Origin of the sequence: Synechococcus sp. PCC 6312 (assembly GCF_000316685.1) — a bacterium.
Taxonomy (GTDB): domain Bacteria; phylum Cyanobacteriota; class Cyanobacteriia; order Thermosynechococcales; family Thermosynechococcaceae; genus Pseudocalidococcus.
This window is the reverse complement of record NC_019680.1, coordinates 3,254,837-3,275,102: the sequence shown is the minus strand read 5'-3', so window position 1 is coordinate 3,275,102 and position 20,266 is coordinate 3,254,837. Positions and strand designations below refer to the sequence as shown.

Here is a 20,266-nt window from a genome sequence, read left to right as displayed (position 1 = left end):
GCACATTGAAGTAACGCTAATGCCCTCCACCGATCTCGACACCTTTAGACACCAAGAATGGCTTGGACTACTGCAACCCGTTGGCTTAGTCGTTTCGCCGCCGGCCCTCATCAAAGCTCAGGCTGTGATCGATCGCGCCAAGCTTGTAGATATTCAAGAGCGCTTGCAGGCCATTGTTTCCACTGAGGCTATTTCTCCCCAGCGAGATGAAGGCATTGCTTGGATTAAGGACTTCCCGGCTTTTACCCAGCAGGTGCTCAACTGGATGCCCCAGGACTTGGTGGCCACAGCAGACCTCCCAGACAACCTCTCGGCGGTGTTACCCAGTTATGGGGAGACTCTGCGGCCGACCTATGGTGTTAAAGACCCCGACAGCGACCAGTGGATTTTGCTGATTCAGGAACTGTCTCCAGGCCTGCCCTTTGACGAGGATGACCCAGCGGCAGTTTCAGGGCAAGGGTGGCAGGCAAGTTTCCAGGCCAAGTTTGAGCGGCTACTGCGGGAAACGGGCATTGCAGCAGGGGTACTGGTGAATGCCACTGAGATTCGGTTGGTGTATGCGCCCAGTGGTGAGTCGTCGGGATACCTAACGTTTCCAGTGCAGGCGATGACAGAAGTACCGGGGCGGCTAATTCTGGGAGCGCTGGACTTACTCTTAGGGGCTGATCGCCTGTTTAATGTGCCGGAAAACCAGCGGTTAGGTCGCCTGCTTGTGGAGAGCCGCAATTACCAGGCCCAGGTGTCAACCCAACTAGCACAACAGGTACTCGATGCCCTGTGGGAACTGCTGCGGGGTTTTCAAGCGGCTGATGCGGCGGTGAATGGGAATCTGCTGCGAAAGCTAGCGGAAAATGACCCGCAACATATCTACGGGGGCCTGATTACCACCTTGATGCGGTTGGTGTTTCTCCTCTATGCCGAAGACGAGGGGTTGATGCCAGATGATGAGGTTTACCAGCGTCACTATGCTGTCTCTGGTCTCTACGAAAAGCTGCGGGAGGATGCAGGCAACTACCCCGACACGATGGATCAACGTTATGGGGCTTGGGCTACACTGCTGAGTTTGTTTCGGCTGGTCTATGACGGGGGTGGGGCCGACGCAGCATATCTCCCCGCCCGTCATGGGCAACTGTTTGACCCGGATGAGTACCCGTTTTTAGAAGGACGACCCCAGGCCAGCCAGTTTCAGTCCTATGGCCGGGTAGCCGCGCCTCGTATTCCCGATGGCGTGATTTACCGGATGCTGGACAAGCTGTTGATGCTGAATGGCGAACGCCTCTCCTACCGCGCTTTGGATGTGGAGCAGATCGGCTCGGTGTATGAGGCGATTATGGGCTATGAGGTGGAGGTAGCTGAGTCCCTCTCGATTGCGGTGAGGCCAAAGGATGTGGTGGTGAATTTAGAGGCACTACTGGCCGAGAAGCCGGGAAGTCGGGACAAGGTTCTGAAAAAAGAGGCTGACTGCGAGCTGACTGCCAAGGGAGCAACGGCACTGAAGCAAGCCAAGACGGTTGACGACATCATGGAAGCGCTGGGCAGTCGGGTGTCATCGAGAACCCCCAATCTTTTGCCACCGGGGTCTCTTTATCTTCAGCCGGGGGAAGAACGCCGCCGGACAGGGTCGCACTATACGCCTCGGAAGTTGACTCAGCCGATTGTAGCGACGACACTGCGCCCCATTTTTGAGCAGTTGGGTGACCATCCCACGCCAGAGCAAATTTTGGAGTTGAAGGTGTGCGACCTAGCGATGGGTTCGGCTGCATTTTTGGTGGAGGCCTGTCGCCAACTAGCGGAGAAGCTGGTGGAGGCGTGGGATACCCATGGCCAGCCCGCCGATCTACCTGCCGAGATCGAACCCCTCCTCTATGCCCGTCGCCTGGTGGGTGGCCCAGCGGTGTCTATATGGGGTGGATAAGAACCCTTTTGCGGTAAATCTGGCAAAGTTGTCGCTGTGGTTGGTGACTCTGGCGAAGGATCAACCCTTTACCTTTGTCGATCATGCACTGAAGTGTGGGGATTCACTGGTGGGGCTGACGCGGGCAGAGATTGGCAGCTTTGGCAAAGACCCGACGCAAGACCTACCGCTGTTTAAGTACTTGAAGGAGAAGGTCGATCGGGCGAAGGCGTATAGAACGCAGATTCAAGCGCTGGATACGCGGACGGATGAGGATGCCGAGGCAAAACTGTCCCAATGGCAGCGGGCAGAACTGGAGCTAGAGGAAGCCAAGCTGATTGGCGATGTGAAGATTGCGGCGTTTTTTAATGGCAGCAGCAAGAAGGAGCGTGATGCCAAGCTCTCGGAGTACACTGCACTTGTCCGTAACTCCCGGCAAGCAATCGATACTGAAGACAACGAAGCCTCTATCCAACTCAAAACTATTTCTAATGCTCTCCGCCAGGCCACCAAACCGATCACGCCGTTTAGTTGGGACATTGAGTTTCCAGAGGTGTTTGATCGAAAGAATCCGGGGTTTGATGGGATTGTGGGAAATCCACCGTTCGCGGGTAAAAATACCACCATCAACGGTAATCCTGAAGGCTATATCGATTGGCTCAAAATCGTGCATCACGAATCCCATGGCAACGCGGACGTGGTGGCGCACTTTTTTAGGCGATCCCACACGCTTCTACGGTCTGGCGGCACTATGGGACTCATCGCCACCAACACCATTGCCCAGGGCGACACCCGCAGTACAGGGCTCCGGTTTATTTGCAACAATGGCGGCATGATTTACAACGCGACCCGCCGTTATAAATGGCCCGGATTAGCGGCAGTGGTTGTGAGTTTAGTGCATATTATGAAAGTCACTCGCTGAATGCCAGTGTGCTAGGTTTTGGCTACTTAGGTAAAACGGTCATGATTGTTCTTACTGCAACGTGTCAAAACGGCACGATTACCTTAAATACTCCCTTGCCGGAAGCGCTGGAGGGTAAGCAGATTCAAATCATCGTACAAGAACTGCCACCCACCAAGAAACGCCGTCAGAGTGGTAGTGCCGCAGGACAAATTTGGATAGCTCCTGACTTTGATGCTCCTCTAGAGGATTTTCGAGAGTATATGGAATGAGAATTCTACTGGACACACATACATTTCTATGGTTTGTGAACAACGATCCTCAATTGAGTTCAGTCGCGAAATCTCTGATCGAATCTGATGTGAATATTTGGGTGAGTGTGGCCAGCCTTTGGGAAATCGCCATCAAAGTGAGTATTAGCAAACTCACGCTACCGAAGCCATTTAACGAATTTATTCCGTTGCAACTCCAGAACAATGAGATGGATATTTTACCTATCGCGATTCCGCATCTCAACGCGATCTCAACTCTTCCCTCTCAGCACCGTGATCCCTTCGACCGATTGCTCATCACTCAATCCCTGGTCGAGCAAGTTCCTTTAGTTAGTGCCGATGTTGTATTCGATCTCTATGGTATCAATCGGATTTGGTAAATTATTATGCCTTACAGACCCTGGATCATTCTCGACGGCAAACCTGTTGAAAAAATTACGGCGTTTTTGTTTGCCAAAGGCGGAAATGATGATCCACAGGTTTTGTTAGCAAATCAAGGTAAGAGTTTTATCGGTAGCTATGTGCTGGGCATGGGCTTTACCTTTGATGACACCAACCCAGAAGCGACCCCCATTGCCGAAATGCACCGTCTGATTGAAAAAGACCCCTGCAATGCCGAGCGCATTTTTCCCTACATTGGCGGTGAGGAGGTGAACAGTAGCCCGACCCACGCCCATCGTCGTTATGTGATTAATTTTGGGGAGATGACCGAGGCAGAGGTGCGACAGTAGCCAGATTTGATGGCGATTGTTGAGGAGAAGGTTAAGCCAGGAAGAATTACATTGCCACCCAAAAATAACTGGAATCGCACTGTAGCAGCTAAGTGGTGGCTATTTGGAGCAGATAGAAGAGAACTTGCTAGAGCGATAGCGGAGTGTAATCGAGTTTTAGTTATACCTGCTGCCGCTACAAAATATCTGAACTTTGTTTTTTTACCTTCCAAATTAGTTTTCAGTCACAAGCTGGTTGTTTTTTCACTTGATCAACATTCATACTTTGCATCAATGCAGTCTCACGTTCATGAAATTTGGACACAATTCTTTAGTGCAACATTAGAGGACCGATCTACTTACAACCCCTCTGACTGCTTTGAGACCTTCCGCTTTCCTGCCAACTGGGAAAACAACCCCGCCCTCGAAGCCATTGGCAAAACCTACTACGAATACTGCGCCAACCTGATGATTCGCAATAATCAGGGTCTCACCGACACCTACAACCGCTTCCACAACCCCACCGAGAACAACCCCGACATTCTCCATCTCCGTGACCTGCACGATCAAATGGATCGCGCCGTCCTCGCTGCCTACGGCTGGGATGACATTGACACCACTTGCGGTTTTGCCCTCGACTATCTCGATACAGACCCCGATGACCTACCCGCCACAGCCCAAGACCGCATTGCCTCCGGTGACCTCTTTTTCCCGACCGCCGCAGAAGCCACCGCCTTCGATGCCCTCGTCAAAACTGGCAACCGCAAACTTCCCTGGCGCTACAAATGGCCTGAAGCCACCCATGATGAAGTCCTCGCTCGCCTCCTTGAACTTAACCAGCAGCGGCATTTAGAAGAAGTGTGGGGGCATAAAGCAGCCCAGAAAGCTAACACCTCAACCGCTAGAGGCACCAAAAAGGGTAAGTCCAAGGCAGAACCTTCCACAATCCCTGGCCTGGAGATGTAGCCCCATCAGTAAATCTATGATGGGAGAGGAATCCCAGTATGCAACGAGCAGAGCAAATGGAAGGAACACCCATTGTTTTACCCAAGCCCCTCCAGGATAATTTGGAAGCCATTGCTAAGAATCAAGACAAAACCGTCTCCGATTTAGTACAAGAAGCCCTAAATCTCTATGTTTTTGCCCTACAGAGAGTACAGGCTAAGTCAGTCGGCCTGGGCGAGAGTGAATATTCTGACTTGTCTGAACGGGTGGATGATTTGCTGTGGCAAGAACCATGAAAATGCTGGCTGACACAAGTGGTGTTATAGCCCTTATCAATCGAAAGGATCGTCACCACGCCGATGTCGTTAGACTTGTTAGCCTATTTGAATTGGTTGTTCCTGTTTCTATTTTGCCGGAAGTAGACTACATGGTCACTAAATATTTAGGAGAAAGAGTGTCGAGAGCCTTTTTTGAAGATGTCAACTCAGGTGCCTTCAGCTATTTAGGTATGGATGCGTCAGATATCAGCAAGGCAATAGAAGTTATGAGGGCTTATTCTGACATCCCCATTGGATTTGTAAATGCCAGTCTCGCTAGTCTTGCAGATCAACACAAAATTCAAAATATTTTGACGTTAGATCGGAGGCATTTTGACATCATTCAGTCAAATCAGTTTCCATATTTTGCTCTCTTACCTTGATAGCAGACTCTGATTAAACACTAAATTGCGAAGAATTTGACATATGAACCGACAAGAACTACTACAACGTATTTCCGTCAACCCCAACATTTGCTTTGGCAAACCCTGCATCAAGGGACATCGGATTTGGGTGTCGTTGATTTTAGACTTTATGGCGAGCGGTATGACCACCTCAGAAATTCTAGAAGAATATCCGCAGTTGACCACAGACGATGTTTTAGCCTGTCTAGCCTACGGAGCCGAAATGGCGAGAGAACGATTTGTAGATGTACCCATTGAATCAGCCGCATGAAGTTTAAGCTAGACGAAAACATTGGTTATCGTGGGCAAAATCTATTGCGACAAGCCGGGTATGATGTGGCGACCATTGTTGAGCAAAATCTGATCAGTGCTCCTGACACGAAAGTGATCTCGGTATGCCAGCAGGAGCAACGATGCTTGGTAACACTAGATTTAGATTTTAGTAATCCACTTCAATTTAAGCCCTCACTCTATAGCGGCATTGCCGTCCTACGGTTACCCAAACAACCCAGTCACTCGGATTTGTTAGAGGCGATACAAACCTTAGTGAATGCCTTAAAGACAATGGATATCACTGGGAAATTGTGGATCATTCAGAAAGGGACTGTTCGCATTTATCAAGAAGAACCCGCCCCACAAGAGCCTTTGCCATGACTACCTCCGCTGAAATTCGCGCCACCCTAGTAGATGCGCTCAACATTGACCTGGTTGGCCCTGCCCCCAATGACACCAAGCACGCTAATGAAGTCCTCACGCAGGCCCCTTCCAAGTGGTACCTCACAGGTTTCTTAGCCCCCTATGGCGCACCACCCGATATTCGCTCCGACGATGATGCCGACGATAACATCCCCGAAGAAGTCACCCAGAGCGATTCCAGCGAAGACAGCAGTAATCCCGAAAAGCCCGCTGCCCGCAAGGCCCTATTTCCATCTTCTATGGGACTCAGCGTTCTAGTCTCCAGCAAAACTGAAACCGTCGAAGCTAATGTGACTTGGGGCGACTATCTGCCCATGTCAACCAACCTTGAAGAGCATTTTGAGGAAGACCCCCAGGAGCGGGGTAAAAGCAAGAAAAAGCCTGACCGCTGGCAGCGTGTCCCTCAGAAAGCGGTTGTTCCTGTCCGTATTGAAGAAAGCTCAGAACCCTACGCCATTGATCTTCCTGGTGGTAGTGGCCTCAACCTAGTGGTCATCTGCCGGCCTGTGCTAGACGATCGTTTTCCCTACGGCACTAAGGCAGTATCAATCTTTTTAGTCAACTATCGCCAGCTTACCTCTGGAGACCGTGACTCTACCTTTGCCTTTCAAACCCATCTCAACATTCGTTGCCCCGAAGGATTTGTGCCCCGACCCGACCCTCGAAGCGTTAGCACCGACGATTGGGATGAGGCTGTGGCTGCTCTTCAGTACCGTGACGACTACGAATTTGCCGTGGGCCACAACGTTTCGGCTTTAGCTATAGAGCCTGATGGCAGTCACTGCACCGAGGTTTGCACCACCTGGATTCCTACCGCTGAAGTGCCCAGGGTGGCCCCAACAGCACCCAAAGGGGTACAACTCGGCATGGAATCTCTCGCTCTAGCCCGCGATGCTGCCACCATTCGAGGCATGGTAGGGCCATTAGTCACCGAGTACCGGGCCTGGATTGCAACCCAGCGGGCCATGGCCATTAGTCCCCAGGAAGCCGCTGACGTAGCTAGAAATCTACTGGATCGGGCAAATGGGGTTTGCGATCGCATTGAGTCCGGTCTCAACGCCCTGGCTGACCCCCAGATACTAGAGGCTTTTCAGGTGGCCAACCGGGCGATCGCCACCGCTCGTCGCCACCAACTCAGCCAAGAAGAGGGTAAACCCCCTGAGAGCTTTTTAGAACCCACATGGCGGCCCTTTCAGGTAGCCTTCATTTTGCTCAACCTAGTCGGGTTGGCCAATCCAGAGCATGATGATCGCAAGACAGTAGATCTCCTGTTCTTCCCTACCGGCGGTGGTAAGACTGAGGCCTACCTGGGCCTGGCAGCTTTTACCCTGATTTTGCGGCGGCTCAAGTACCCCGGCATTCAAGCTGCTGGCATGAGCGTGCTGATGCGCTACACCCTACGCCTACTCACTCTCGACCAGCTAGAACGGGCCTCGCGTCTGATCTGCGCCCTGGAGTTAGAACGACAAAAAGTACCGGACAAGCTGGGTACCTGGCCCTTTGAAATCGGCCTCTGGGTTGGCCAAAGCTCCACCCCCAACCGCATGGGTAAACGGGGCGATAAAGATGAGCATTCGGCTCGCCAGCGTACTCTGGACTTTAAGCACGACAGCAAAAGCAAACCTTCACCCATCCCCCTAGAGCGCTGCCCCTGGTGCGGCGAAGGCTTCACCACCAACTCCTTTCAGCTCTTACCTACAGAAGATGCTCCCAAAAACCTTAAGGTCGTATGCGTCAAACGAGATTGTGACTTCCGTAGCCATAATCCCTTACCGATTCTGGCTGTAGACGAGCCGATCTACCGCCGTCTGCCCCGCTTTATTATCGCCACGGTCGATAAATTTGCTGGATTGCCCTGGGTCGGACAAACTGGAGCTCTGTTTGGCCGCGTTACTCACTACCAGGAAAACGAAGGCTTCTACAGCCCTGGCGACACGACCCTGGCTGGACATCCCCTAGAAGGCTATCTGCCCCCGCCTGACTTAATCATTCAGGATGAGCTGCACCTGATCTCTGGCCCCCTAGGTACCATGGTGGGACTCTATAAAACAGCGATAGATACGCTGTGCTGTCGCGAAGAAAATGGCCAAACTATTAGACCTAAGGTAATTGCCTCCACCGCCACCGTGCGCCGCGCCAGCCGCCAGATTCAGTCCCTGTTTGGCCGCAACCATGTGGATATCTTTCCGCCTCCAGGCCCAGATCGCCATGATTCCTTCTTTGCTAAAACTGACTTTTCAAGTCCCGGTCGGCTCTATGTAGGGGTTGCTGCCCAGGGCCGCAGCTTGAAAGTAATTTTGCTCCGGGTTTATCTGGCTCTGTTAGCTGCCGCCCAGAAACAATGGGTTGAGGCCGGAGGTAAACGTAAGAAAGACAACCCTGCTGACCCATACATGACCCTGATGGGGTACTTCAACTCCTTGCGGGAGCTAGGGGGTAGCCGGCGCATTGTTGAGGACGAGGTCAACTCTCGCCTCAATAAGTACGGTGAGCGCCTGCGGGAGGGGGAATCAGTTGGCCCATTCTATAACCGGAAGATTGATGAGGTGCCTGAAGAACTAACTTCACGGGTGAGTACTAACAAAATTGCGAACACAAAACGCCGCCTCTCCAAATCCTTTCATGAAGATGAGCGAGTCGATATTGCCCTGGCCACCAACATGATTTCGGTTGGTCTCGACATTGTACGCCTGGGTCTAATGGTAGTGCTGGGTCAGCCTAAGACTGCTGCTGAATACATTCAGGCCACCAGCCGGGTTGGGCGGGCTCAGAATAAGCCCGGTTTAGTCGTAACGCTGATGAATATTCACCGGCCCCGCGATCGCTCTCACTACGAGCGCTTTCAAAGCTGGCACAACAGTTTCTACCGGGCAGTAGAGGCGACCAGTGTTACCCCATTTTCCCCTCGGGCGTTAGATCGGGGGCTGGCTGGTGTCACCGTTGCCCTTGCCCGCCTCGGAGTGCCAGAGATGACCTCCCCCCTAGGAGCCTCTAACCTAACTGACCAACGGGCAGCGGTAGCTCCTATGGTCGAGGCCATTGCCCGTCGGGCCGAAGGTCACAGCTCTGACCTAGATGGTGAAACGGCAAATGACCTGCGGATAAGAGTGCGAGCGCAAGTTACCGACCCCCTCGATACCTGGGAACGAATTTTGACCCGCGACCCCCGGCTACAGTACCAAAAAGAAGCAGACCTAGCTCCTGCCCTTCTGGTCGATGCCCTAGATTTATCTGCGGATCAGCGCCCTATCGATGAGCAAAAGTTCAAGGCCCAGCGTAGTCTGCGCGATGTGGAAGCCACCGTCAACCTCTGGATTCGAGACCCGTACACCATGGAAGGAGTTAAAGGAGACGACGAATGAGCCAGCTCAAGAAGGCCAGTGGCGAACTTCGCCAGAGCCAGATACTCACTACCTTTGGCCCCGGTTCGATGGTAGATTTGCCCGCCCGGTCGGTGATTATTTCAGGACTCAGTTACTGGAAAGGCGAAAAACAATTCATCCGAGAAGACTGGCTAAAGTACAAGGTTGCAAGGAGCCTGAACCTTCCCGACGGGCATGACATTAAACTATTTGCCCCCCCTTGCAAAGCCAGTGACCCAAAAGTGCCCTTCAGTGGCGTTGATGCCTTGGTCTTCCCCATCTGGTTTCTCGCTCAGATTGATCGCACGATCGAGCGGGCTGGCAAATCCTACCGCACCCGCCCCTTGATTTCCTGGAGTTCCGTGAAGGGAGGAGCGAAATTTGAAGGCAAACGAGTGCAGGCAGTTCCAGTACGGTTTGTGCAGGACTGCACCAATGGCCACCTTAGCGACATTAACTGGAATGCCTTTGTCCACAATGATTTCCAGTCTAGGTGCCGGGGTCAGCTCTGGTTAGATGAAGCTGGTTCAGGCAACGATTTTGAAGAAATTTTCGTGCGCTCTGAGCAGTGCGGGAGCCTACGTCCCTTATCCCAGGCTAAAGTCACGGATTCTAAGGTACTGGGTGTTTGTGAAGGACACCGCCCCTGGCTTGGCCCTCAAGGATAAGAACCCTGCCGTCGCCATCGAGTCACCAACATCGGCGAGATTATCGCCACAGACCAGCCTGAGTACAACCGACTCTTAGTGCGATCAGCTAGTAACGCCTACTTTAGTCAGATTCTTAGTGTCATCTCGATGCCCGATAAGGACGCTGATCTGAAGAAGGCGGTTGACCGCTTCTATGTAGAAGACCTGCAATACACAGAAGACATTGCTGATGTCATCAAGGAACTGCGGAAGCCCAAATTTTTCGACCTAGCGGAGTTTGGAGCTGATGCTGTCTGGACTGAAATCCAGTGCCGCAAAGCCGGGCTTTCTGCCCCTGAGAAAAGTATTAAACAAGTAGAACTAGAAGCCCTGCTGGCCTGCCCCGAAGAACGAGGTAAAGAAGCCCTATCCAGCGACAAGATATTTGAAGGCTATACTCGAAAACCCAGTTCTTTAGAGTCTAAATGGCGACCCTTCATCGATAAGGTTGTCCTGGTGCATCGCCTTCGGGAGGTGCTGGCCCTGATCGGCTTCACCCGCTTTGAAGCAGCCCAAACCAACATTGAAGGGGAAATCGATGACCTCGCCATTGGTGTACGGCGGGCGGCACTAGACTTTGAACCTAAGTGGGTACCAGCCATTGAGAACCTAGGAGAGGGTGTTTTCATTAGCTTCCACAAAGAACAGGTCGAAAACTGGCTGCAAGATCTAAATGTCAAAGACCGTGGTGAAGCCCTCCGTCGTGGCTTTAGACGCTGGACTCAGAACCGTGGCATCCCTGAGGATAAGGCCAAATTTCCCGGTGAAGCCTACATCATGCTTCATTCTCTATCTCATTTGCTGATCACAGCGGTTTCCCTAGAATGTGGCTATGCTTCTAGCGCTATCCGGGAGCGCATCTATGCCTTTCCAGAGATTGGTTATGGCATCTTGCTTCACACGGGCGCATCTGGTTCTGAAGGCACTTTAGGAGGCTTGGTAGAGGTTGGTAGACGCATTGAATACCATCTCGGCAAGGCCCTCGAGCAAGGTCGCCTCTGCTCTAATGACCCCGTTTGTGCTGGGCACCAACCCGATAGTGTTCAGGAAGATCGCTTTCTACATGGGGCCGCCTGCCACGGTTGTCTGTTGATTGCCGAAACCTCCTGCGAACGGCGCAACGAAATGCTCGATCGCGCCCTAGTTACTAGCACTGTTGAGGGTTTGGGGGCCGAGTTCTTCCCTAACAGGTTGTATTAATGTCTCCCTTTGTGCAGCTAAGTCGTCCAGCGCTCATAGGTATCGCTGAGGCACTGAAGGCTGGCAGACTCAATCTACCGGTTTCAGCGGTCTCTCTATGTAGCTATGTCCCCGAACAGGGGTTAACCGCAGTTGTAAAGGAAATTAACCACTTACACCAGCAGGGCCTGGCTCGCACTCAACTCGCTTACATACTGGAATTACTCGCTAAGGAACGTGCCGCATCCCAGTCCAAGCAAGATCAGGTAGACCTGGTTTGGACTGGGCCAGAAGTACCTGGTACAGAAAGCCGAGACACCGGCATCGTGGTTCGCGAACTTTTTAGTAGTGCCCAACATAGCGTCCTTATTTCCAGCTTTGCTATTGACCAGGGAATAAAAGTTCATAACCTCTTTCGTCCTCTAGCGAGCCGTATGGATGCCAATCCTGATCTTCAGGTCAGAATGTTCCTCAATGTCCAACGCAAATATCAAGATCGCACCCCATCCTCTATCCTGTTACGGGAATTTTCCGAAACCTTTCGCCACCACGTCTGGCCTGGGCAGCGTCTGCCAGAAGTCTTTCACGATCCCCGTACCATGCTGATGACAGCAGAGTCTAACGCGTGTCTTCATGCTAAGTGCGTTGTTGTCGATGAAGAGAGTCTGCTAGTTACTTCGGCCAATTTCACCGAGGCTGCCCACGAGCGCAACATTGAAGCTGGATTATTAATGCGAAATCGCACCATAGCTAAAGCCATTCGCTCTCAGTTTGAGATGCTAGTTGCTAGAAAAATAATCGAGCGAGTGCCAGGCTTATAGGCTCTGTTTGACTTCTTTTTTTCATGCAATGTGGCGCTTTCAGGAAACAGATAAAAACAAGGTGTCTACAAGACTTACAACAGCAGAATCAAATCTCAAATGGGTTCTGTAGCATTACGCAGACTGTTCTGAGCAAATTTGAATCTCACAAGCCTTGTCTAAAAGCCTTTCCTGACTTGTCTGTATCTGGTCTTAAATGTGTAGTGCTATATAGTGACGCTTTCCGCGCAAATTCGTGCAACAAAGCCAGCCTTTCCAACTCGCTTCTTCCAGATTTTTTGATATTTTCACCCTGCACTTGATACCCAAAACTCCTAAAGTGTAACGCTTCTTGAACATAAAAATAGAGACTCCAGAGAGATCAATGAGATTTGCAACAAGAATGTCCTATTTTTCAATGGTTAGTACCAAAATTGAATCTCAGCAGACTTACAAAGATCAGCCCCCAGTCTATATCGCCTCTCACAACACGCTTAGGACAATTACGGCACTCAATAACTTAGCCTTAAACACTTCCTATCATGCTCACCCCTAAGACGTTATGAGTGAAACTACTTGGCGTTCTTAGCTAATAAGAACTGCTCACACCACAGATTTATGGAGAAGGACACAGCTTGCAACTGTGGTTAGCAAGAATTGCTATGCCCTAGCAGTCAGATGAATAGAGGCATAAAGCAATAGGTCATGGCATCTAAGCCCATTGCCTGTCCTCCCCTACTCCTGTCATACAAGGGCCACTTCAGATAGTCCACAGCCTTTAACCAGAAGGACTTTTGGATAATTTTGCCTTATTTTGCTCTTTGCGTACACATTTAGTTTTTAATATGTTTCGATAAAAGTGTATTTATAACTCCTTGGGAGGAATTGCAATGACACAAGGCAAACAAGTAGGCAGCCGTGAGATTAATGCCGTTATTAACGGGCGGAAGTTGCTGACGCATCAAGAAGCATTCAAGCAGACGATTGAGTTCTACAACATTCCGCAAGCGGAAATCTGTCAGCGGGTCACGTTCTTGAATATGTATGGCTATGGCCGGGCAATGGACTCAGCCCAGCTTTCTCGGTGGCTGCAAGGTAAACGGGACATGGAGGTCACGACTCTTGAAACACTAGAGCTAACTTTGGCGTTTCCTGATCAGCCTCATGCTTATCTCTACTACCGTCAGCTTCGGGGAGAGGCTGATCTTTCCATCCTGGTGAGTACCGTCTTGAAAACTGCCAGCTTGAAAATGTCGGTGATTGGCCCTCAACGGCTACGGAAGCGGAGGCGGCATCCCTAGAGGTTTGCGTCTATCCCAGGTGGCGAGGTGAAACCGTTTTAGCTCCCGATTTCAAACGGAGGGGAGGTTTTCGGCTCCATGCTGGACTTCCCCTCTTCATGCTTCAGGTTATTCTTGCTGGGGTGACCTACTACCAATTGCTGTTAACGACAATTGGGTAGGAACAAGGTGGGTAATCCAGATAAAAATCTGAGTAGAATTTATATCTGCCTACTCCTGTTCCGACAAAATGAGGAGGAAGACCGTGACTTCGACTCATGCCTTTGCAATCCTAGCTCCTGTCCCTGAAATGCACCTAGCTTCTGGGTTAGAGGCTGTTTCCATACAACTTGATGCTGAATTGAGTCCCAAGATAGCTTTTGGTAGCAACGCCTTTGAGTTTTTCCGTGAAGTTGACAAGTTAAGGGGCGAGAAGACCGTAGATGTCTTTATTTATGCCTCACATTCCCAGGAGGAGCAGTCTTTAGACCGGATGGTGACGTGGAAGGCCACTTATATTGGTCATGTTGAATCTCGGCGGGGACACTATCCAGGGAATGCCATGTTTCGTCCTGAGTCAACAAAGACTGATTCGCCGTAATGGGCTGTCTTTTGGGAAGTTAAAGGACTGGAGCAACTAAGAACTCCAATTCCGATTGGAACTCTGATGGGGCTGGACTCTACAAGGCTGTATGCCCCCCAGTTTGCTCCAGAGGGGCCTGTACTCATTGAGCATCCGATGCCGTAGATAGTCAGACTACAAGAACCAACGATTGCTGTTAACCGCAATCCAAACGGCACGTTACTTGATCAAAACAGTCATCCCAATTGCTGTTAACCGCAATCATCAAGTAGTTCTTAGCCAAAAACCTAGACTTTTGCGCCAGACCCTTCCGCACTCCAAAAAAACCTAGTAACCAGGAAATACTATGCTATAGTTGATCTCGGACTGATGAACCCCTAATGGAGCTATGGCTAATCCTACCCCTGTCCTTACCCCCGAGTTTGTGGCCCAAATCCGCAAACCGATTGGTGCAATGCCTGACGAGCCACTTGAGCAGCGTCCCCTTGCATTAAAGGTTGGCAAGTCTGTTTTTGCCGCTATCCATCAACTTCCTCAAGCTGAGCGTATAACGTGGCTGCGGCGGGTCATTACTGAGGCGGCTCAACGGGAACTTATGAGTTGAGTTACAAGATTTGATGAAAGTTGCCAGATGTATAAGGAGTCTAGCCATAAGTACATAGAGATAACACGATCCAAAACTGAATACGGGCTGACACCCTACTGTCCATACCAGTTCTGGGGCTGGCAGATGAAACGCCAAAGACAGGGAATTTAACCCCGGCGGTATCTTAAAACTCTACTCTCCCATTTATTCAAACAATCACTACTTGGGGGCACATCTAATCAGAACCCTTGGATCAACCCTTTTGTATCAATGGTTTTAAGCTCTATTTGTAATGATTGGTGTTCCTATCAAATCTAGGCAAGAAACTTCCCAGAAAAAATATGTCACACTAGATGGGCAGTCATCGCGAACAATCCGGTTATGGGTGAAGGGACAGGAAGTCTAGTTTTGCAATGGGTGGACCGGATTGAGCAAATTCCCCAAAGGGCCTGGGATGCCTTAGCCTTACCCCTAGCAACCCCGTTTTTAGAATGGCATTGGTTACGAAATCTGGAAAACTCTGGCAGTGCCATTCCCCAGGCCGGCTGGTTACCCCGACATCTCACCGTTTGGCGACAGGGAACTCTTATTGCTGCTGCCCCGCTCTACATCAAAGGTCACAGTCAAGGGGAATTTGTTTTTGATCACCAATGGGCTGATTTATCCCAACGATTGGGGATTCGTTACTATCCCAAACTCCTCGGCATGACCCCCTTTACCCCGGCCCAAGGCTATCGGTTTTTAATGGCTCCTGGGGAGGATGAAGCCAGTTTAACCGCAGCAATGTTGATGGAAATTGATCGGTTTGCCCAGGCCAATCACTTCTCTGGCTGTAACTTCCTCTTTGTGGATCCGAATTGGCAACCCTTGGTTGAAGCCTGTGGCTACCGGGCCTGGTTACATCACAGCTATATTTGGAAAAATCGCAATTACACCACCTTTACGGATTACTTAGCTGACTTTAATGCCAACCAACGCCGGAATATTAAACGAGAGCGGAAAGCAGTGCGCCAGGCCGGGCTTGAGATAGCTGTTCATACTGGGGCCGAAATTAGTCAGACACTTTTAAGTCGGATGTATCATTTCTATGGGGATACCTGCGATAAGTTTGGCTGGTGGGGGAGTAAATACTTAACTAAAGCCTTCTTTGAGCAACTCCATCCAGACTTTCAAGAGCGGGTTGTCCTTGCCACAGCCTATCGGGAGGGGGATCGAACGCATCCAGTCGGAATGTCATTTTGTATTCGTAAAGCTGAGAATTTGTATGGTCGCTATTGGGGCAGCCTTGAAGAAATAGATTGCCTCCACTTTGAAGCTTGCTATTATCAACCGATAGACTGGGCTATTTCCCAAGGCATTCAAATGTTTGACCCTGGAGCGGGTGGTCGTCATAAAAAACGGCGTGGATTTCCGGCAACACCCAATTACAGTCTGCATCGGTTTTACTCCCCCAGATTAAGCCAAATTCTCGATCACTATATTGAGGAAATTAATCAGCAAGAACAGGCCATCATTGATGAAGTCAACCAAGATTTACCCTTTAAGGCCTAAGTCGCATCGGGATACAAGGGTAGCTTTTCCAGGGTTTTAATCATGTTCAGCTTGTCGGTTAAGGTTCTCTCTCGCCTGAAACCCTGCTAGCTTTACCAGAACAATCATCGCCTTGGCATACTGAAGAGGAGACATCCCCAGGCCTGCTATGCTCGGTAACTTTCAACGTAGCCAAATCCGCATCGAAATTCCGGCCACTGAAATTCAACTCTATGACAGCCTGACGAAGCCAGAGTTGATGGAACAGTGGTTGTGGCCGCAACGCCTCAGTGCTGGATTACCGGAACGCCTCTACCCCGGCCTAACCTTTACAACTTGGTTGGGGCCCATTGCCGTTGAACATCAGGTGGAACAGGTCGCTAGTCATGGTTTGCAATTAATCCTGCGCCGGGGGATTGATGGTATTCACGAATGGTACTGGGGGGAAGGGTGGGTGCAGTCTAGCTTGGAGGGCATTTCCCTACTTCCCTTAGATTTAGGGCAATCCCTCACCCTCCTCCGCTTGCGAGATTTTATCCGCCGTTACTTCTAGCTAAACTCTCCCTCTCCTTAACTCTCCAGCCCTAAGGAAGACAGCCAGACCCAATTTAGGGGATGATAAACGTTGGTATTTGTGGAGAATCTTACTGTGCTAGGTCAACGCTGGTTCAAAATCCTCAACGTAATCCTATTGATTGCCTTGACGGGGTTGATTGTGGCTTGTCAGTCTCCTGCCTCTGTAGCCGATACCAGTTCTGTACCTGGAGCGCAAAGCCCAACCCCTATGAATGGACCTCGTTTGAATGGTGATGCCACTGTTGTTTTAACGGTCAACGGTCGGCCGATTACGATTGTGGTCAATGGCCAAGATGCCCCCTATACCGCTGGAAACTTCGTTGATCTTGTTGAGCGCGGTGTTTATGATGGCACCATTTTTCATCGGGTCATTCGCAGTCCGCAGCCCTTTGTTGCCCAAGGTGGAGACCCCCAGTCCAAAGACCCCAATGTTAATCCCCAGGCCTATGGCACCGGTTCCTTTGTAGATCCCGCCACTGGTAAGCCCCGTTACATTCCCCTAGAAATTTTGCCCCAAGGTGCCACTGAGCCCGTCTATAGCAAAACCTTTAAGAGTGCTGGCATTACCCAACCTCCCAAACTATCCCATACCCGTGGCGCGGTCGCTATGGCTCGTTCCCAAATGCCTGATTCAGCTTCAGCCCAGTTTTATATTGCCTTGGGAGATGTCCAGTTTCTTGATGGAGACTACGCTGTCTTTGGCTATGTCACTGAGGGGATGGATGTTGTCGATAGCATTCAACAGGGTGATAAGTTGCAGTCAGGGAAGGTAACGGCGGGCCTGGAAAACTTGCAGAAATAATCTTACTGTCTTATTCATCTTCAAAGACAACTAAATATGGGGCGTAGGAGTACACCCGATTCCGCTTTTGTCCAGTAATTTCATGTAAAAGACCTATATCACTCAAATCCTGGATTAAGGTGTTGGCATTAGCAGGGGATAGACCTGTGATTATTTGCACGTACTCTACCTTAAAAATTGGTTTGGAGTAGAGGCTTTCGAGTAACTTTATGGCGTTCCCTGATCTGCGCCCCATAGTACTCAAAATTAATTGACGATGTTCCTCTTTTAATTGGACAATTTTAGGGGCACTGCATCAGTTGCTCTATCTAGTCGGCCTAAGGCTCGATCAGCTTGAGATCATAAATTCCACATTGCCTGATCGATAATAATTTCAGGATTGGGCGGCAAGTGGTTAGGGATAAAGGCTTTATAACCCTCTATTTGCTGTATATATCTTCCTGAGCGAGAAGACTGCTCCATATAGTATTGATTCCGATACCACTGAATATGCTTTGAATATATTTTTTTGAAAAAGAACTTTTTTATTAATGTTTATTTTGATGAAATTTGAGACTCGACCGATAATCCTAATCACAAGTTTCTAGTTAGACATTAAAGCGAAAGAGCATGACATCGCCTTCTTCGACAACGTATTCTTTGCCTTCACTTCGCACTAAGCCCTTCTCTTTAGCCGCAGTCATTGATCCTGTAGTGACTAAATCTTGGTAAGCCACCGTTTCCGCCCGGATAAAGCCGCGTTCAAAGTCCGTGTGAATGGTTCCGGCTGCTTGGGGTGCTTTGTCCCCTTGGTGAATCGTCCAGGCCCGGGTTTCTTTTGGCCCCGTTGTAAAAAAGGTGCGTAACCCCAGCAAATCATAGGTGGCCTGGATTAGGGATTGTAAGCCGCCTTCGGTCACACCCAAACTGGCTAGATAATCGGCTCGCTCTTCGGGGGATAATTCGACTAACTCAGCCTCCACTTGGGCCGACACCACCACCACCTGCGCCCCCTCGGCCTGGGCAATTGTTTTAACCTGTTCAACCCATTCATTCCCGGAGGCTAGTTCCGTTTCTGCAACATTAGCGGCATAAATAACAGGCTTAGAGGTTAACAGTCCTAAAAATTGAGTAGCGGCCGCCTCGTCTTCAGTTAGCTGCGTTTTCCGGGCCGGTTCACCATTATTCAATGTCTCTAACAGCTTTTCCAGGCCCGCTAATTCGACTTGGGCTTCTTTGCTATTCCGGGCTGTTTTGCGAGTGCGTTCAATCCGGCGTTCAATTTGGGACAAGTCAGCTAGAGCCAATTCTAGATTAATCACCTCCATATCCCGGCTGGGATCCACCGAACCAGAGACATGAATAATATCGTCATCGTCAAAACAACGCACCACATGGACAATGGCATCCACTTCCCGGATGTTGGCTAAAAATTGGTTGCCCAGGCCCTCCCCTTTACTTGCTCCCTTCACTAGGCCAGCAATATCAACAAACTCAACCCGGGTAGGGACAATTTCAGCGGATTGGGAAATAGTCGCTAAAACCTGTAAACGGGGATCGGGAACTGCAACCACGCCCACATTGGGTTCAATCGTACAAAAGGGGAAATTGGCCGCCTCGGCCTTGGCATTGGCAACTAAGGCATTGAATAAGGTAGATTTCCCGACATTGGGCAACCCGACAATTCCAGATCTGAGCATAGATTAAACGACTGAGCGCAGCAAATGGCACAACCTCCACTCTAACCGAAACATCCCAAACCTATAGCAAAAGATTTTCTAAGGCTCGGGGATCGCTGATGCAGAGGGTATCTTGCCCCCGTTTAATCATCCCTTTGCGCTCCAACTTACCTAAGACGCGAGTCACCGTTTCCCGGGCCATGCCACTTAAACTACTCAACTCCCGATGGGGAAGGTTAGGAATTTCAATACCCCCCGTACCTTGTTTGCCCTGGCCATCGGCCAAAAACAACAAAATATCAGCCACTCGCGCCGTGCTATCCGCTTCCCGGAGTCGTAATCTGCGATTGAGTTGCCGTAAACGCCGGGCCATGAGTTTTGCAAGGCGGATCCCGGCCTGGGGTTCGGTGTTGACCAGATTAACAAAATCCAAAGCAGGCAAATTCGCCACCACTGTCGGGGTAAGCGTAATCACATCCGTAGAGCGGGGGACTTCTTCAAGAGGAGCCATTTCCCCAAATAGTTCCCCACGTCCAATGATATTTAAGGTGACTTCTTTGCCATCAATATTATAGGTGCGAATTTTTACCCAACCACTGAGGATGAAATAGACTGAGGTTCCCCAATCATTTTCCAGAAGAATGACCCGATTGGCTGGATGTTGTCGGGTTACGACATGGGCGAGGGCTTGTTCTACCACATTGGCCGGCAGCCCACGAAAAAAAGGACTGTCCGCTAGGGATAAATAAGATTCGGTATGGCCTCGAGCTTCAGGCATAAATAAATGAGATGGCAACCATCCCCAGAAATAATTTCTTTACTTCAGCAGCAAGGATTAAACCTTTAGAATACTCGCTCAATTTCAAAAATTCTAGAGAATGTTAAAAAAATTCGTTTAAGTCTTGGCTCATCCTCACTGGGATTAGCTTCTCATCAGGGGCATCAGGCTCAAGGCTGGAGAAATGATTGATGACCACAATATAAGAAACATAGAGGTGATACTCCTGGCCGAAACCATCCTAGCTCTATAACAAGCAGGCCGGGACAATCGTTTAATTTGTTACAGTCCGCCAAGGATGGTT

22 protein-coding genes are annotated in these 20,266 nt (G+C 50.2%); 20 read left to right on the top strand and 2 right to left on the bottom strand.

What is annotated here, in order from left to right:
• Positions 1–19: 19 nt before the first annotated feature.
• The 20 genes from SYN6312_RS15925 to SYN6312_RS15845 all read left to right on the top strand — a co-directional run bounded on the left by SYN6312_RS15925 (position 20) and on the right by SYN6312_RS15845 (position 17,526).
• On the top strand, positions 20–1,915 hold the full coding sequence (locus tag SYN6312_RS15925) for a type IIL restriction-modification enzyme MmeI (protein ID WP_051021057.1): 1,896 nt from the start codon (positions 20–22) through the stop codon (positions 1,913–1,915).
• A complete protein-coding gene (locus SYN6312_RS20410) occupies positions 1,908–2,816 on the top strand; it encodes an Eco57I restriction-modification methylase domain-containing protein (RefSeq protein ID WP_051021056.1) in 909 nt (302 codons plus the stop codon). Before SYN6312_RS15925 ends, SYN6312_RS20410 begins: the two co-directional genes overlap by 8 nt.
• A 41-nt stretch (positions 2,817–2,857) precedes the next feature.
• Positions 2,858–3,067 carry a DUF2281 domain-containing protein gene (locus SYN6312_RS15920; protein ID WP_041430902.1) on the top strand — a complete coding sequence of 70 codons (210 nt, stop codon included), beginning with the start codon at positions 2,858–2,860 and terminating at the stop codon, positions 3,065–3,067.
• Positions 3,064–3,447 (top strand): type II toxin-antitoxin system VapC family toxin, encoded by a 384-nt coding sequence (locus SYN6312_RS15915; RefSeq protein ID WP_015125922.1) that lies wholly within the window; start codon positions 3,064–3,066, stop codon positions 3,445–3,447. The genes SYN6312_RS15920 and SYN6312_RS15915 overlap by 4 nt, the downstream gene beginning before the upstream one ends.
• A gap of 6 nt (positions 3,448–3,453) precedes the next feature.
• The gene (locus SYN6312_RS20405; RefSeq protein WP_051021054.1) at positions 3,454–3,798 is read left to right on the top strand and encodes a hypothetical protein; all 345 of its coding nucleotides are present in this window, start codon (positions 3,454–3,456) and stop codon (positions 3,796–3,798) included.
• Positions 3,799–4,071: 273 nt separating this feature from the next.
• Positions 4,072–4,743, top strand: coding sequence for a hypothetical protein (locus SYN6312_RS20400; protein WP_051021053.1), 672 nt, complete (start codon positions 4,072–4,074; stop codon positions 4,741–4,743).
• 38 nt (positions 4,744–4,781) lie between these two features.
• Positions 4,782–5,018, top strand: a complete 237-nt coding sequence (locus SYN6312_RS15905; protein WP_015125921.1) for a hypothetical protein — start codon at positions 4,782–4,784, stop codon at positions 5,016–5,018.
• Positions 5,015–5,422 carry a type II toxin-antitoxin system VapC family toxin gene (locus SYN6312_RS15900; protein WP_015125920.1) on the top strand — a complete coding sequence of 136 codons (408 nt, stop codon included), beginning with the start codon at positions 5,015–5,017 and terminating at the stop codon, positions 5,420–5,422. The genes SYN6312_RS15905 and SYN6312_RS15900 overlap by 4 nt, the downstream gene beginning before the upstream one ends.
• 43 nt (positions 5,423–5,465) lie before the next feature.
• Entirely contained in the window at positions 5,466–5,714 is a 249-nt protein-coding gene (locus SYN6312_RS15895) for a DUF433 domain-containing protein (protein WP_015125919.1), read from the top strand.
• Complete coding sequence (locus SYN6312_RS15890) at positions 5,711–6,097, top strand: DUF5615 family PIN-like protein (RefSeq protein ID WP_015125918.1); 387 nt, start codon at positions 5,711–5,713, stop codon at positions 6,095–6,097. The genes SYN6312_RS15895 and SYN6312_RS15890 overlap by 4 nt, the downstream gene beginning before the upstream one ends.
• Positions 6,094–9,501 (top strand): DISARM system helicase DrmA, encoded by a 3,408-nt coding sequence (drmA, locus tag SYN6312_RS15885; protein WP_015125917.1) that lies wholly within the window; start codon positions 6,094–6,096, stop codon positions 9,499–9,501. The genes SYN6312_RS15890 and drmA overlap by 4 nt, the downstream gene beginning before the upstream one ends.
• A complete protein-coding gene (locus tag SYN6312_RS20395) occupies positions 9,498–10,169 on the top strand; it encodes a hypothetical protein (protein ID WP_216594157.1) in 672 nt (223 codons plus the stop codon). The genes drmA and SYN6312_RS20395 overlap by 4 nt, the downstream gene beginning before the upstream one ends.
• 30 nt (positions 10,170–10,199) lie before the next feature.
• Positions 10,200–11,390, top strand: coding sequence for a DrmB family protein (gene drmB, locus SYN6312_RS20390; RefSeq protein WP_371257408.1), 1,191 nt, complete (start codon positions 10,200–10,202; stop codon positions 11,388–11,390).
• Positions 11,390–12,190, top strand: coding sequence for a DISARM system phospholipase D-like protein DrmC (gene drmC / locus SYN6312_RS15875; protein WP_015125916.1), 801 nt, complete (start codon positions 11,390–11,392; stop codon positions 12,188–12,190). The genes drmB and drmC overlap by 1 nt, the downstream gene beginning before the upstream one ends.
• Before the next feature lie 869 nt (positions 12,191–13,059).
• Positions 13,060–13,470, top strand: a complete 411-nt coding sequence (locus SYN6312_RS15870; protein WP_015125914.1) for a hypothetical protein — start codon at positions 13,060–13,062, stop codon at positions 13,468–13,470.
• 244 nt (positions 13,471–13,714) lie between these two features.
• A complete protein-coding gene (locus SYN6312_RS15865; RefSeq protein ID WP_253276374.1) occupies positions 13,715–14,050 on the top strand; it encodes a hypothetical protein in 336 nt (111 codons plus the stop codon).
• A 370-nt stretch (positions 14,051–14,420) separates the two neighbouring features.
• Positions 14,421–14,636 carry a hypothetical protein gene (locus tag SYN6312_RS15860; protein WP_015125913.1) on the top strand — a complete coding sequence of 72 codons (216 nt, stop codon included), beginning with the start codon at positions 14,421–14,423 and terminating at the stop codon, positions 14,634–14,636.
• Between the two features lie 363 nt (positions 14,637–14,999).
• Entirely contained in the window at positions 15,000–16,169 is a 1,170-nt protein-coding gene (locus tag SYN6312_RS15855) for a GNAT family N-acetyltransferase (RefSeq protein WP_015125912.1), read from the top strand.
• Positions 16,170–16,317: 148 nt separating this feature from the next.
• A complete protein-coding gene (locus SYN6312_RS15850) occupies positions 16,318–16,701 on the top strand; it encodes a hypothetical protein (RefSeq protein ID WP_015125911.1) in 384 nt (127 codons plus the stop codon).
• A gap of 96 nt (positions 16,702–16,797) precedes the next feature.
• The gene (locus SYN6312_RS15845) at positions 16,798–17,526 is read left to right on the top strand and encodes a peptidylprolyl isomerase (protein ID WP_015125910.1); all 729 of its coding nucleotides are present in this window, start codon (positions 16,798–16,800) and stop codon (positions 17,524–17,526) included.
• A 587-nt stretch (positions 17,527–18,113) separates the two neighbouring features.
• Here the strand turns inward: SYN6312_RS15845 and ychF are convergent.
• Positions 18,114–19,205, bottom strand: a complete 1,092-nt coding sequence (gene ychF / locus SYN6312_RS15835) for a redox-regulated ATPase YchF (RefSeq protein ID WP_015125909.1) — start codon at positions 19,203–19,205, stop codon at positions 18,114–18,116.
• Between the two features lie 61 nt (positions 19,206–19,266).
• Entirely contained in the window at positions 19,267–19,962 is a 696-nt protein-coding gene (locus SYN6312_RS15830; RefSeq protein ID WP_015125908.1) for a Crp/Fnr family transcriptional regulator, read from the bottom strand.
• Positions 19,963–20,266 lie beyond the last annotated feature (304 nt).